At 51.7% G+C, this 13,286-nt stretch carries 12 protein-coding genes and 1 riboswitch; of the genes, 8 read left to right on the top strand and 4 right to left on the bottom strand.

Features of this window, described 5'->3' with window-relative positions; translation table 11 throughout:
• Positions 1-195 precede the first annotated feature (195 nt).
• Together A0W33_RS11825 and A0W33_RS11820 are read right to left on the bottom strand one after the other, a co-directional pair.
• Positions 196-1,668 carry an OmpA family protein gene (locus A0W33_RS11825; RefSeq protein WP_074937225.1) on the bottom strand — a complete coding sequence of 491 codons (1,473 nt, stop codon included), beginning with the start codon at positions 1,666-1,668 and terminating at the stop codon, positions 196-198.
• A gap of 369 nt (positions 1,669-2,037) precedes the next feature.
• Positions 2,038-3,333 carry an aminopeptidase P N-terminal domain-containing protein gene (locus A0W33_RS11820; RefSeq protein ID WP_068838325.1) on the bottom strand — a complete coding sequence of 432 codons (1,296 nt, stop codon included), beginning with the start codon at positions 3,331-3,333 and terminating at the stop codon, positions 2,038-2,040.
• Positions 3,334-3,538: 205 nt separating this feature from the next.
• Positions 3,539-3,645: riboswitch (TPP riboswitch) on the top strand.
• 80 nt (positions 3,646-3,725) lie between these two features.
• Here A0W33_RS11820 and thiS point away from each other — a divergent pair.
• The 7 genes from thiS (at position 3,726) to moeB (ending at position 10,570) form a co-directional block, all read left to right on the top strand.
• Complete coding sequence (gene thiS, locus A0W33_RS11815; RefSeq protein ID WP_068838324.1) at positions 3,726-3,929, top strand: sulfur carrier protein ThiS; 204 nt, start codon at positions 3,726-3,728, stop codon at positions 3,927-3,929.
• Between the two features lie 43 nt (positions 3,930-3,972).
• Positions 3,973-5,769 carry a phosphomethylpyrimidine synthase ThiC gene (gene thiC, locus A0W33_RS11810; RefSeq protein WP_082815215.1) on the top strand — a complete coding sequence of 599 codons (1,797 nt, stop codon included), beginning with the start codon at positions 3,973-3,975 and terminating at the stop codon, positions 5,767-5,769.
• A gap of 93 nt (positions 5,770-5,862) precedes the next feature.
• The gene (locus tag A0W33_RS11805; protein WP_172798113.1) at positions 5,863-6,633 is read left to right on the top strand and encodes a hydroxymethylpyrimidine/phosphomethylpyrimidine kinase; all 771 of its coding nucleotides are present in this window, start codon (positions 5,863-5,865) and stop codon (positions 6,631-6,633) included.
• Between the two features lie 2 nt (positions 6,634-6,635).
• Positions 6,636-7,280 carry a thiamine phosphate synthase gene (locus A0W33_RS11800; protein WP_068838323.1) on the top strand — a complete coding sequence of 215 codons (645 nt, stop codon included), beginning with the start codon at positions 6,636-6,638 and terminating at the stop codon, positions 7,278-7,280.
• Positions 7,277-8,050 carry a thiazole synthase gene (locus A0W33_RS11795; protein WP_068838322.1) on the top strand — a complete coding sequence of 258 codons (774 nt, stop codon included), beginning with the start codon at positions 7,277-7,279 and terminating at the stop codon, positions 8,048-8,050. The genes A0W33_RS11800 and A0W33_RS11795 overlap by 4 nt, the downstream gene beginning before the upstream one ends.
• Before the next feature lie 124 nt (positions 8,051-8,174).
• On the top strand, positions 8,175-9,284 hold the full coding sequence (gene thiH, locus A0W33_RS11790; RefSeq protein WP_068838321.1) for a 2-iminoacetate synthase ThiH: 1,110 nt from the start codon (positions 8,175-8,177) through the stop codon (positions 9,282-9,284).
• A 206-nt stretch (positions 9,285-9,490) separates the two neighbouring features.
• The gene (gene moeB, locus A0W33_RS11785) at positions 9,491-10,570 is read left to right on the top strand and encodes a molybdopterin-synthase adenylyltransferase MoeB (protein WP_068838320.1); all 1,080 of its coding nucleotides are present in this window, start codon (positions 9,491-9,493) and stop codon (positions 10,568-10,570) included.
• Between the two features lie 49 nt (positions 10,571-10,619).
• Here moeB and A0W33_RS11780 read toward each other — a convergent pair whose 3' ends face one another.
• Together A0W33_RS11780 and A0W33_RS11775 are read right to left on the bottom strand one after the other, a co-directional pair.
• Positions 10,620-11,198 carry a thiamine phosphate synthase gene (locus A0W33_RS11780; protein ID WP_068838319.1) on the bottom strand — a complete coding sequence of 193 codons (579 nt, stop codon included), beginning with the start codon at positions 11,196-11,198 and terminating at the stop codon, positions 10,620-10,622.
• A 32-nt stretch (positions 11,199-11,230) separates the two neighbouring features.
• Entirely contained in the window at positions 11,231-12,235 is a 1,005-nt protein-coding gene (locus A0W33_RS11775; RefSeq protein ID WP_068838318.1) for a glycosyltransferase family 9 protein, read from the bottom strand.
• 199 nt (positions 12,236-12,434) lie between these two features.
• Here A0W33_RS11775 and A0W33_RS11770 point away from each other — a divergent pair, with 199 nt between their 5' ends.
• Positions 12,435-13,217 carry a hypothetical protein gene (locus tag A0W33_RS11770; protein WP_082815378.1) on the top strand — a complete coding sequence of 261 codons (783 nt, stop codon included), beginning with the start codon at positions 12,435-12,437 and terminating at the stop codon, positions 13,215-13,217.
• The last annotated feature ends 69 nt before the right edge of the window (positions 13,218-13,286 follow it).

The raw sequence follows: 13,286 nt of genomic DNA, 5'->3' as shown, positions 1-13,286 counted from the left end.
CAGCCAAAAGGCACTACCTTGAATTAAACTTTGCCTTTGCCGCACTTAAACGCATACTTCCTTTAGGCGCTGCTACACGAATTATACTTTGTGGAACAGCATTGCGGCAAAAGCAGCATCATAAATTCTTATAAACACAAAAAGCCCCGCTGACTTATGCCAGCGGGGCTTTTTGTGTTAGGTAATTTCTTTTAATTACTCCAGGTTCAGCTGCATGTCCGGGGTGTTCATTTCGAATCCTACCCTTCTGTTTCTGGCTCTCTGGCTTTCAGTTCTGCGGCGTGGCAGACGCTCGTTCACCTGTACAAGTGGCTGGCTCTCACCGTAACCTTTTGTTACCAAACGGTCTGGGTTCTGCACACCCTGCTGAATCAGGTAATCCTTCACAGCTTGTGCACGGCTTTCAGAAAGCGCCTGGTTGTACTCTTCAGAACCGATGTAATCAGCGTGTCCTTTGATCAGCAGCACGTGATCCGGGTACTTACCAAGAACTACTACGATGCTATCCAGCAATTGCTTGTAAGAATCCTGTACACGGGCCTGGTCAAACTCGAAGCGAACCTTCTCTTCCAGTAATCTTAGCGTTTCGGCATCCAGTTCAGGGCAACCGTTCGCCATTCCAGGGCCTGCAGTGTTCGGGCAAGCATCTTCGTAATCGGCAACACCGTCACCATCTGTGTCAACACCGCAACCATCAGCACCTACCTGCACACCGGCTGGGGTATCTGGGCACTTGTCGTCTTTGTCGGCAACACCGTCACCGTCAGCGTCAGGGCAACCGTTTGTGGCAGCTGTTCCGGCCTCATCAGGGCACTGGTCATTCTTGTCAGCTACACCGTCACCGTCGCGGTCCGGGCAACCATTCAGGTTGGCAACACCTGCTTCAGTAGGGCACTCATCCTGGTAATCCGGAACACCGTCGGCGTCACCGTCAAGTGGGCAACCTTTTTTGTCTACCTGCACACCAGTTGGGGTGTCAGGGCACTCGTCTCTTCTGTCCGGCACACCGTCCATGTCCGTGTCTGTAGCCTTACCCAGGTTAAAGCCAAGGCCTACGTTGTGCATCAGGAAACGATCGTTGTCGCCCATGTCCATGCCGTCAATCTTGTCCTGGCCAATAACCATGTAGTTGGTTTCAACAAAGGCACTCACCGCATCAGAAAAGCGGAAACGAATACCGGCACCACCTCTGGCAGCAGTCGTGAAGAACTTGTCGTCTTCCTGCATCGAGCCATCAGCGCGCATCGCGTCTGTCTTAGCCCAGGCACCACCACCGGCAATCTGCAGGTACGGGCCGATAAAGGCGTCCTCCTTCAGGATGTTGCCATACAGTTTAAGGCGTAAGCCTAACATGGCAGTACCCATCTGGGCATCAAACATGCTTCCCATCATAGTACCTGTGCCTTTGGCCTCTGTACTACCATACGTCAGGTGCAGACCTGCATCAAACGAAGGGCTGATATAACGGTTAAGCGAGAGACCACCACCCCATTCCAGGTCACCGAAGTCTTTGTCGCCTGTGATGTCTCCTTTATACTGTAAGGCACTTCCGTATATCTGTATGTTCGTTCTTTGATCGCCGCTTTGTGCAAACAGGTTAGAACTTGCTGAAAGCAAGAACACCAGTGCAAAAGCCATTTTACAAATTTTCGATAATTGTGTTTGCATAGTTCTACAATGTATATTTTGATATGACAATACGTGCATATAATTAATCAAGTTTACTTTCTTTTCTAAAAAATGAACCCGATGCCGTTTAGAAGCCTGTATAGCCGCACGCTTTATGAGAGAGAGGAAAGTTTTATCCATAGGCTGATCAGAGTTTAATAAAACATAACACCTTGGAAGCCACACCGTAATTTTGCACTCTTTTTATTCAAGTGTGGCTAAACCTATACTTCAAACTGATACGACAGCACAAGGTTGTTTTCTGAAAAAAAATTTGATGCAAAGGGTCTAAAATGAGTGTGAGCACAAGAAAAAGGGCTGCCAGCAACAGTGTGGTAATCCTTAGCATACTTCCGGTTCAGTACCTGCTCAGGTTCTCTTCTTCATGAGCCGCTCAATGTCGTCGGCCTCTAGCGGGATGTGTTGCATCAGGTCCTTTGGCCCGCTCTTCGTGATCAGGATGTCGTTCTCCAGGCGGATACCGATGTTCTCTTCCCATATATAGATGCCCGGCTCGCAGGTAAACACCATACCCTCCTCAAAGGGGCGGAATTTATTTCCCACGTCATGCACATCGAGGCCTAGGTGGTGGGAAGTGCCGTGCATAAAGTATTTTTTGTACAGCGGCTTGTCCGGGTCCTGGTTGCGCACGTCTTCCTCCTTCAGCAGGCCGAGTTTAATAAGCTCGTTCTCCATCAGCGTGCCGACAAACTTGTGGTACTGGTCGAGGGTGTTGCCCGGCACCAGCATTTGGATGGCCGTTTTCATCACCACCAGCACCGACTCGTATACTTCGCGCTGCCGCTTGGTAAAGGTGCCGCTCACGGGAATGGTGCGGGTCATGTCGGCGGCGTAGTTGGCATATTCGGCACCAAAGTCCATCAGCACCAGATCACCGTCCTTGCATTCGCGGCTGTTGTCCACGTAGTGCAGGATGCAGGCATTCTGGCCCGAGGCAATAATGGGCGGGTAAGCGGGGCCTTTGGACCGGTTGCGCAGAAACTCGTGGTACAGTTCCGCCTCTATCTCATACTCCATCACGCCGGGTTTGATGAAGCCGAGCAGCCGGCGAAACGCCTTGTCCGTGATGTTACAGGCCTCCTGTATCAGCGCTACCTCCTGCTCAGATTTAATGGCACGCAACTGGTGCATGAGGGGCGCACTGCGCTCATACTTGTGCAAAGGGTAGTGCGCCTGCAGTTTCTTGATAAAGCGGGCATCGCGGGTTTCTACCTCCACCACGGCACGCAGGTGCTCGTTGCTGTTCAGGTAAACGTGCTCGGCCTCGAAGATCAGCGAGTTCAGGACCTGATCGAACTGGTGGGTCCAGTAGATCTGCTGGATGCCCGACACCTCCCGCGCCTGCTCCTTGGTAAGCTTGTAGCCCTCCCAGGTCAGGATGTGGTCGTTCGTTTCGCGCACAAACAGGATTTCCTGCGTCCGCTGGTCTTTGTAATCCGGGAAAAGCAGCAGGATGGTTTCCTCCTGGTCCACGCCGGTCAGGTAAAACAGATCGCTGCTCTGGCGAAACGGCATCGTGCCGTCGGCACTGGTGGGCATTACATCGTTGGCGTGGAATATGGCGATGGAGGCTGGCTTTAGCAGCCGGCAGAAGTTCCGGCGGTTGTGCACAAACAGCTCCTGCCCGATAGGATTGTATTTCATCGTTTTATTTCTTTGATGTATAGGAGTAGCTCAGGGGTTAAAAATAGTATAAATATATAGCTTCAGCAATTGGAAAGTGCCTACTAGGTTTTAAAGCCACCAAATTTACTATGGTATAAACCACGCATTAGGTTACTATCACTAAAACTTGTGTAGCCAGCAAGTATGGATTTGGAAAGTACAAAGTAAAATTTATACCTTTAGCACAACACTTTAGGGGTGTCCTGTCGCCAAACAGAAAGGCAGGACTGAGAAATACCCTCTGAACCTGATACAGTTAGCACTGACGAAGGGAAAAGTTATGACGAGATACACACCTGTCCTCCTGCTTCTTCTTAATTCTGCTCGGCCAGTAAGCGCCAGTGCTAGCTGCATCCTATCCCGAGCAAACAATGACAATTTTCTTAAACAACCAAGCTAAGGAGCTCTCTGAGCCTTCCTCCGTATCTGCTTTGCTTCAGCTTTTGCAACTCGAGCAACAGCGTGGCATAGCCGTGGCCGTTAACGACCAGGTCTTACCCCGAAGCAACTGGGCCTCCTACCTGCTGCAGCCCAACGACCGACTCACGCTCATTCGCGCTACCCAGGGCGGCTGATGCTCCTTTTCCCCTTTCAACAGAAAATCAACAAGAAGAAAACATGAGACAAGACAAAACCCCTACCGCCAGTGCCATTACGCGCACGCCATTTCCGGGCTCACGCAAAGTGTACGTACCGGGCCAGCTACATAATATAAAAGTAGCCATGCGCGAAATCTCCTTAGAAGATACCTTAACCAAGTTTCTGGGTGTAGAAGAGCGCGAGCAGAACCCGCCTGTCACGGTGTATGACACTAGCGGCCCCTTTACCGACCCAGAAGTAGAGATTGATGTGCGTCAGGGCCTGGCAAGGCTTCGCGAAGAGTGGATTGTGAGCCGTGGTGATGTGGAGCAGCTGCCAAGTATAACTTCGGAGTATGGGCAGGAGCGACTGAATGATGCCAGCTTAGAGACATTGCGCTTTCAGCACCTGAGCAAACCGTACCGTGCCAAAGCAGGCCAGAATGTAACGCAGCTGCATTATGCCCGCAAAGGCATCATCACACCAGAGATGGAGTACATCGCCATCCGGGAGAACCAGCGCCTGGCAGAGAATGCAGAAATGGGGCACCAGCATGCCGGTAACAGCTTCGGAGCCAACACACCGAAAGGCTACATCACGCCAGAGTTTGTGCGCCAGGAGGTAGCTGCCGGTCGTGCCGTTATTCCTTCCAACATCAACCACCCCGAGAGCGAACCCATGATCATTGGCCGTAACTTCCTGGTGAAGATCAACGCCAACATCGGTAATTCTGCTGTTACCTCAAGTATAGAGGAAGAAGTCGAGAAAGCTGTTTGGGCCTGCCGTTGGGGCGCCGATACCATCATGGACCTCTCTACAGGCAAAAACATCCACGAAACCCGCGAGTGGATTATACGCAACGCTCCCGTTCCGATTGGCACCGTTCCGATTTACCAGGCGCTGGAAAAAGTGAACGGTAAAGCCGAAGACCTGACGTGGGAGATTTTCCGAGATACTTTGATTGAGCAGGCAGAGCAGGGCGTGGATTACTTTACCATACATGCCGGTGTGCTGCTGCGCTACGTGCCGCTCACGGCTAACCGTGTAACAGGAATAGTTTCGAGAGGTGGCTCTATTATGGCGAAGTGGTGCCTGGCCCATCATAAAGAAAACTTCCTGTACACGCACTTCGAAGAGATCTGCGAGATAATGAAGGCTTACGATGTGGCTTTCTCATTGGGTGACGGCCTGCGCCCTGGCTCTATTGCTGATGCCAACGATGCTGCTCAATTTTCTGAACTGGAGACACTTGGTGAACTGACAAAGATTGCCTGGAAGCATGATGTGCAGGTGATTATCGAGGGCCCTGGGCACATACCGATGCACCTTATTAAAGAGAATATGGACAAGCAACTGGAAGTATGCGGTGAGGCGCCGTTTTATACGTTAGGGCCGCTCACTACCGACATAGCCCCTGGCTACGACCACATCACTTCAGCTATTGGCGCAGCTATGATTGGTTGGTACGGCACCGCTATGCTTTGCTACGTGACACCAAAAGAGCACCTTGGCTTGCCGAACAAAAAGGATGTAAAGGACGGGGTGATCACTTATAAACTAGCTGCCCATGCCGCCGACTTAGCCAAAGGCCACCCGGGCGCGCAGTACCGCGACAATGCCCTGAGCAAAGCCCGCTTCGAATTTCGCTGGCAAGACCAGTTTAACCTTGCCCTCGACCCTGACACCGCCCGTGAATATCATGACGAAACTTTACCTGCCGAAGGTGCCAAAGTAGCGCACTTCTGCTCGATGTGCGGCCCCCACTTCTGCTCTATGAAAATTACGCAGGAGTTACGGGAGTATGCCAAAGCAAAGGGAGCGGAGATTTATTCTTAGCCTCTATCCACGCAACTAATGGCGCTCTTGCTGGCGCAAGCTTGTAGCCCGTGCCTAAGCTTTCGGAACGAGGTCAGCAAAAAAAGCAGCAACATGAAAAGTATAAACTACATGCCAAAACAAAGGCCCTATACCCTCACCATCGCCGGGCTTGACCCTAGTGGTGGTGCGGGCTTAACGGCAGACATTAAAACCTTCGAGGCGCTGAAAGTGCAGGGGCTAAGTGTGTGCACTGCCATCACCTACCAGCACGAATCAGAATTTGAGGGCTTAGATTGGCTAAGTATGGAGCAGATGGAGCGGCAGCTTGAGATTTTTTTACGCAAGTATAAAGTGCCCTATGCTAAAATCGGGCTGGTGCCAAGTTTGGACGTATTACAGCAGCTAATGGATGTGATGCAAAAACTCTCGCCTGATACCAGGCTGATCTGGGACCCTATTCTGAAGGCCAGCGCAGGATTCACTTTTCATGAGCAGGTACAGGCGGCGCAGCTAAAGGAGCTTTGTAAGCAGCTATACCTGATTACTCCTAATTGGCTGGAGATGCAACAGCTTCTACCGGATACACCTGTACCAGAAGCCGCTGCCCAGCTAAGCCAACACTGCCATGTACTGCTAAAGGGCGGGCATAACCAGGAGAAACCGGGGTATGATTACTTATACTATAAAGGTGAGGCAAAATCTTTCCGGCCGAAGCAGCAGGTACACGTGGGCAAGCACGGCTCAGGCTGTGTGCTTTCAGCGGCTATCACGGCGTTACTGGCACAAAATTATCCGCTGCACAAAGCCTGCCGCAAAGCCAAAGATTATACTACCCGCTTTCTCAACAGCAACCATACCTTGTTAGGCTATCATCATTATTAAACATGATCTCGACACTACACTACATCACACAGGAGACAGACAAGCAGACACACGCACAGGCTGCCGAAGCTGCCTGCCGTGCCGGAGCAGACTGGGTACAGCTGCGCGTAAAAAATAAGCCTTACGAAGTATGGAAAGCACTGGCGCTACAGACGAAAAGCATTTGCAGGCACTACGGCAGCACATTTATACTTAACGATAATCCTGCCCTGGCAGCAGAAGTAGGTGCAGATGGGGTACACCTCGGCAAGCTGGAAATGGCTCCGGCAGAAGCTCGAAAGCTACTGGGTCCAACAAAGATTATCGGAGGCACGGCGAATACTTTTGAGGATGTAAAGCGGCTGCTAGAGCAAGGAGTAGATTACGTTGGTCTCGGCCCCTACCGTTTTACAACTACCAAAGACAACCTGAGCCCCATACTAGGCCTGCAAGGCTACACGGCCATACTTGAACAATGCAGCGCAGCTGGCATTACCATACCCATTGTAGCCATTGGTGGCATTACGGCAGCAGATGTGCCGCTGCTCCTACCGACAGGTATACACGGCATTGCAGTCTCTTCGGCTATTACACTCGCGGCAAACAGAGCTGCTGCCATTTCAGAGATCAAGCAAAACCTACAACCGTTACCCCAGCACAACCTATGACACCTTTAACAATAGCCGATAAAATATTTCACTCCCGCCTTTTCACCGGCACGGGCAAGTTCAGCTCCGGTCAGCAAATGGAGGAAGCATTGCTTGCCTCTGGGTCCGGGTTGGTAACAATAGCCCTGAAGCGTGTGGACGTACAGAACGAGCAGGATGATATCCTGTCGCACCTCGCGCACCCGCAGTTTAACCTGCTGCCCAATACTTCTGGCGTGCGCAACGCCAAAGAGGCTGTGTTTGCAGCGCAACTGGCGCGGGAGGCGCTGGAAACAAACTGGCTTAAACTCGAAATTCACCCCGACCCCAAGTACCTTCTCCCTGACCCGATCGAGACACTGAAAGCGGCAGAAGAGCTGGTAAAGCTGGGTTTTGTGGTGCTGCCTTACATACATGCAGACCCGGTGCTGTGTAAACGGCTCGAAGAGGTAGGCGTGGCTGCCGTGATGCCTTTGGGCTCGCCTATTGGTAGCAACAATGGCCTGCAAACCCGTGCTTTCCTGGAGATCATCATACAGCAAAGTACAGTGCCCGTGGTGGTAGATGCTGGTATAGGTGCACCCTCGCATGCAGCAGAAGCGATGGAATTGGGGGCTGATGCAGTATTGGTGAATACAGCCATTGCCGTATCGCAGCAGCCGGTGCAGATGGCAAAAGCCTTCAAAATGGCGGTGGAGGCTGGGCGCATGGCCTACGAAGCAAAGCTGGCTCCTGTCGGGATAACCGCACATGCCAGCAGCCCGCTAACAGCTTTTCTGGATGAGCTGTAAAGCAACGCTGCCGTGATGCCTTATTATCTGTCATCCTGGAAGGATCTTGTTGGCAAGCTGTAAAAGTTTGAAGCCACTTCTTTAACCAGATGGCAGCATCTTACCTTTATCACAAAGCAAATTCATGTCTTTTATAAAAATATTCAATCAGCTCAACTGGGATGAAATAAAGGAAAGCATCTACGCTAAAACAGCGTCAGATGTAGAGCGGGCGCTGATGCACCCGGTCAGGAGCCTGGAGGATTTTAAGGCGCTGATCTCTCCGGCTGCGGCACCTTACCTGGAGCAGATGGCAGCCCTAAGTCAGCGGCTGACGCAGAAGCGGTTCGGCAAAACCATCCAGCTGTACCTGCCTCTGTACCTCTCCAACGAGTGCCAGAACATTTGTACCTACTGCGGCTTTAGCCTGGATAACCCCACCCCTCGTACCACCCTCACGCCAGAGCAGATTCTGAAAGAGGTAGAGGTGATCAAAAGCTATGGCTACGACCATGTGCTGCTGGTAACCGGCGAGGCAAACAAAACGGTTGGTGTGGACTATTTTAAAGAGGTGCTGCAACTAATCAGGCCATACTTCTCGCATATCTCTATGGAGGTGCAGCCGCTGGACCGGCAGGAGTACGAGCAGCTGATTCCGCTGGGCCTGAATACCGTGCTGGTGTACCAGGAAACATATCACCAGGAGGATTACAAAAAGCATCACCCCAAAGGCAAAAAATCAAACTTCGCCTATCGCCTCGAAACACCCGACAGATTGGGCAAAGCAGGTGTCCATAAGATCGGCCTCGGCGTGCTGATCGGGTTGGAAGATTGGCGCACCGATAGCTTTTTTACGGCGCTGCACCTGCAGTACCTGGAGCGTACCTACTGGCAAACCAAGTATAGCATTTCTTTCCCGCGCCTGCGCCCCTTCTCCGGCGGGCTGGCCCCTAAAGTAGACATGAGCGACCGGGAGCTGGTACAACTAATCTGTGCCTATCGTATCTTTAACGAAGAAGTAGAGTTGTCGCTATCTACCCGCGAGAGCCAGCACTTCCGAAACAATGTAGTGCGGCTGGGAATTACCTCCATCAGCGCCGGCTCCAAAACCGACCCAGGCGGCTATGCCTCCGGGCAACAGGCGCTGGAGCAGTTCGAGATCAGCGACGAACGCCGCCCGACCGAGATCGTACAGATGATCCGAAACCAAGGCTATGATGCCATCTGGAAAGATTGGGACAATGTTTTGGGGTAAGTGTTGACAATGTACTGCTGGTATAATTTAAACATGAGAATTGTCCCCTTGAGGGGATTACAGGGGTGTAAAGTTCATAGGGAAAATGGTTATCATCCATGATTTTTCGCGAGTGTAAACACCCCTATAGCCTCCTCAAGGGGACAGTGCAAAACGCAGCTCGTAGCAACAGAAATAAAAATAACATATCAAAATAACTGCAGCAGATGCTAGAGAAAGAAGAGGTAAGGCGATACAACCGCCAGCTTATACTTCCGGAGTTGGGGCAACAGGGGCAGGAGAAACTGAAGCAGGCAAAAGTACTGATGATTGGCGCTGGCGGCTTGGGCTGTCCGGTGCTGCAGTATTTAACTGCGGCCGGTGTGGGCACCATTGGCATTGCCGATATGGATGTGGTGAATGAAAGTAACCTGCACCGCCAGATACTGTATACCTTGGCTGATGTGGGCAAACTAAAAGCAGAAGTTGCCGCATTGAAATTATCACAGCAGAATCCTTTTGTGCAGTTCAACATTCACCACGAGGGCATTACAATAGAAAACGCACTGGAACTGGTGCAGCAATATGATGTGGTGGTGGATGGCTCTGATAACTTCCCGACGCGCTACCTGGTAAACGATGCCTGCGCCATACTTAGGAAGCCGCTGGTGTTTGGCTCCATCTTTAAATTTGAGGGGCAGGTAACAGTATTCAACTACAAAAACGGCCCCACATACCGCTGCCTTTTCCCGGAACCACCCGGACAGGGCGAGGTGCCTAACTGTGCCGAGACTGGTGTGATTGGCGTGCTGCCGGGTATTATCGGCACACTGCAGGCTAACGAAGCCATAAAAGTGATCTCGGAATTGGGCGAAGTAGCTTCTGGCAAGTTGCTTCTTTTTGATGCACTGACGTTAAGCTTTTCATCTTTCAAATTTACCCGTACTGCAAACGCAGAGGTGAAGCAGTTACAACCAGATTATGACTTGGCTGCCTGTGCTGCACCTGAAACAAGTATACAGGAGATATCTGCACAGGAGTATAAGGCATGGCTGCAAAGTGGCAGAAAAGTACAGCTGCTGGATGTGCGGGAGCCTCAGGAGTATGATCTGTGTAATATTGGAGGGGAGCTTTTACCTTTATCTACCCTTACCGGCAAACCTGCTGGCCTGCACCTGTCGCAGGAAGTGGTTGTGCACTGCCAGGCTGGTAGCCGAAGCAAGAAAGCCATTGCTATACTTCAGTCCTACTTCCCTGAGGTGCGGTTTTATAATATGAAGGGTGGACTGGCTGCCTGGGAGAAGTAGTGCTTTGGAAGTCAGACGCTCGCAGGAGCTGCGCACGCTGCGAGGCCTTTTACTGCTTTAGCAGTTCTTTGAACGCCACTGTAGGAACTGGCTGCTCCCACACAGCCCCCAACACGGCTGCTCCTTTAAAGCCCATCTCCTGCACCAGCGGCAGCTTTTCTGCTGTTACTCCTCCTAACGCTAACAGCGGCAACTTTGCCTGTGGCACCACCTCCCGAAGTTCACCTGTCACAAAAGCAGCTGGATAATCTTTTTTAGAAATGCTCTGAAAAACAGGGCTCAAAAAGCCGTAGTCAAAGTATGGCTGCGCTTGCTGTACTTGTGTAAGCGTATGGAAGGAGGTGGAAAAAGTTAGGTCATACTTCAGTGTGTTGGCCGCTGCGGCTCTGTCTGCCTCTCTGAAATGCAGTCCCTTTACCTCAAACTCTTCTGCCAGTTGGTGGTGTGTGTGCAGCATGACACGTTCGTGATACTGCTCTGGTAGCGCTTTCAGCCACACCCGCAGTTCACTTATACTTGCCTCGGGTTTGCGCAGGTGCAGCGTTTGCAGCCCAAGTTCAAACATAGCAGCGCAAATTTGCTGCTCCTGCTCTACTGGTTTGGGCGATGTGATAACGACTAATTGCATCTGGACTTATACTTGAAAGAGGCTGTATAAAGCTACCTCTCCGCCTCTACTGTTTCCAGCACCTGTAGCAACTGCTCATTACGGATATCGCGGGCGCACTTGAAATGGCCTTCGGGGCAGGCTTTGTAGCCATGCAGCCCGCAAGGGCGGCAGTATAGCGGCTCCTCCCGCTCCACCACCGTGGCAAAATCAGCCAGCGGACCGAAACCGAAACGAGGCACCGTGGAGCAGTAGATAGCGCAGGTGGGGGCATTAAGGGCCGAAGCCAGGTGCATTGGCCCTGAGTCGTTTACGTAGTTCAGCACTGCGTCGCGCATCAGCGCCGCCGACTGCAGCAGGCTCAGCTGCCCGCACAGGTTCTCTACCCGCTTGTTTATACTTTGGCTGATGATCTCGTCGCAGTGCTGCCTATCGGCCGGAGAGCCCAGCAGGTATACTTTGTACGTGGGGTCGAGGCTATTGATTAGGGTTACCCACTGCTCCTGCGGAAACTGCTTTGTAAACCAAACCGAGGTAGGCGCCATGCATATAAAAGGCTCCTGCTTCAAGTCCTCCACTTGCGCAAAGTCAGTCTGACTGGGGTATAGCTTTGGCTTTTCGGGAATGGCGTTGGTCACGCTCTGGATAAGCATGTTGTTTCGCTCCACTTCGTGCGTGCCAGAGCGCACATCGTGCACATACCGACGGGTAAAAAAGCGGGAGAAAGGGTTTTTCTCAAAGCCAACAGTTTCTTTGGCACCTGAGAATGCAGTAAGTATGCCGGTGGCTCCAAAGCGCTGCACATTCACTACCAGATCATACTTTTCGGTGCGTATCTGTGAGAGCAGGCGCATCAGGCTTTTATACTTGCCCTCCTTCTTGTTCCAGATCAGCACCCGGCGCAGCAGCGGGTGATTTGCCAGCAGCGCCTCGTTGCCCTTGCGTAAAAGAAAGTCCAGCTCAGCATCCGGGTAAAACCTGTACAGCTTCTCTATCAGCGCCGTTGCCAGCACCACATCACCCAAAAAAGCCGTTTGTATGATCAGTATTTTCTTCATGCTCCTGTATCTGACTCAGAACAAAACTACACCAAACTGCCCTTAGTTAAAAATGAGATTCCCACCGTTGAGCAGGCAATGCTTCTGCTGGCACGTTTCCCTTATATTTCGGAATAATTCACAAAAAGTATTGTTCTGCTTTTTGCGAATGGGCTTACCTTTGCCTAAGTTGTGCCTACCGCACCGGACTAACGCTTATATGAAACAGTATTTTACCTCCCCTTCCCTGCTTAAAAGTATAAAATTTACCTGGTTACTGGCTTTGCCGCTCCTGCTCGCTGGCTGTGGCACCTCAGCCTACATGCCCAATGTGCCCAACGTGCCGATGTTTACAAAGAAAGGGGAGCTTAGTGCCGGCGGCCACGTCACCCTGAAGGGAAACATCACCTTTAACACTGCCTATGCGGTAACCGACCATTTTGCCGTGCTGCTGAATGGCTCCATGCTTAGCACCGAGAGCCGCAAACGCGACATGCGCCACAACCTGCTGGAGGCTGGCGGCGGTTACTTCACCACCTTCGGGCCTGAAAACAACCGCGTGCTGGAAGTATATGGCGGCATTGGCACGGGCAGCAGCGACCGAACCGAGAAAGAGGAAGCCAAGGAATCTGGCGTGATGACGTACAAACGCCACGAGGCGAGCTACAGCAAGTACTTTGTGCAGGTTAACTTCAGCTCAAAGCGCAAAAAAGCCCTTCACTTCTTTAACCACGATTTCCCGCTGAACTACGGCACCGCCCTGCGTGCCAGCTATGTGAACATGGGCGACTATACCCTGAACAACATACCGGGCCAGGAAGAAGACAATATTTTCCTGGAGCCTATCTTTTACACGCGCCTCACCCTTACCCCGGCCGTGCAACTGCAGTACACCAGCGGCACCAATATCGGTCTGAAAAACCGCGATACTTTAACTGCAGCCTATTCTGTATTTTCTTTGGGATTCGTAATAAACGTCGGCGGGCTGGAGAAGAAGCGATAGCAGGGAGTTCTGAGTCCCGGGTTAAGCGTTCTGAGTTTGGTGGCGATGTGCTCCATCAAACAGCATCGT

This window comes from Pontibacter akesuensis, assembly GCF_001611675.1.
Lineage (GTDB): Bacteria > Bacteroidota > Bacteroidia > Cytophagales > Hymenobacteraceae > Pontibacter > Pontibacter akesuensis.
The sequence above is the reverse complement of the archived record's forward strand: the minus strand, read 5'-3'. Positions and strand labels throughout refer to the sequence as shown.

Bases quoted from the DNA above. Each gene is read 5' to 3' on its own strand.
- A0W33_RS11825 (WP_074937225.1), bottom strand. From the start codon at position 1,668: ATGCAAACACAATTATCGAAAATTTGTAAAATGGCTTTTGCACTGGTG.
- A0W33_RS11820 (WP_068838325.1), bottom strand. From the start codon at position 3,333: ATGAAATACAATCCTATCGGGCAGGAGCTGTTTGTGCACAACCGCCGG.
- thiS (WP_068838324.1), top strand. From the start codon at position 3,726: ATGACAATTTTCTTAAACAACCAAGCTAAGGAGCTCTCTGAGCCTTCC.
- thiC (WP_082815215.1), top strand. From the start codon at position 3,973: ATGAGACAAGACAAAACCCCTACCGCCAGTGCCATTACGCGCACGCCA.
- A0W33_RS11805 (WP_172798113.1), top strand. From the start codon at position 5,863: ATGAAAAGTATAAACTACATGCCAAAACAAAGGCCCTATACCCTCACC.
- A0W33_RS11800 (WP_068838323.1), top strand. From the start codon at position 6,636: ATGATCTCGACACTACACTACATCACACAGGAGACAGACAAGCAGACA.
- A0W33_RS11795 (WP_068838322.1), top strand. From the start codon at position 7,277: ATGACACCTTTAACAATAGCCGATAAAATATTTCACTCCCGCCTTTTC.
- thiH (WP_068838321.1), top strand. From the start codon at position 8,175: ATGTCTTTTATAAAAATATTCAATCAGCTCAACTGGGATGAAATAAAG.
- moeB (WP_068838320.1), top strand. From the start codon at position 9,491: ATGCTAGAGAAAGAAGAGGTAAGGCGATACAACCGCCAGCTTATACTT.
- A0W33_RS11780 (WP_068838319.1), bottom strand. From the start codon at position 11,198: ATGCAATTAGTCGTTATCACATCGCCCAAACCAGTAGAGCAGGAGCAG.
- A0W33_RS11775 (WP_068838318.1), bottom strand. From the start codon at position 12,235: ATGAAGAAAATACTGATCATACAAACGGCTTTTTTGGGTGATGTGGTG.
- A0W33_RS11770 (WP_082815378.1), top strand. From the start codon at position 12,435: ATGAAACAGTATTTTACCTCCCCTTCCCTGCTTAAAAGTATAAAATTT.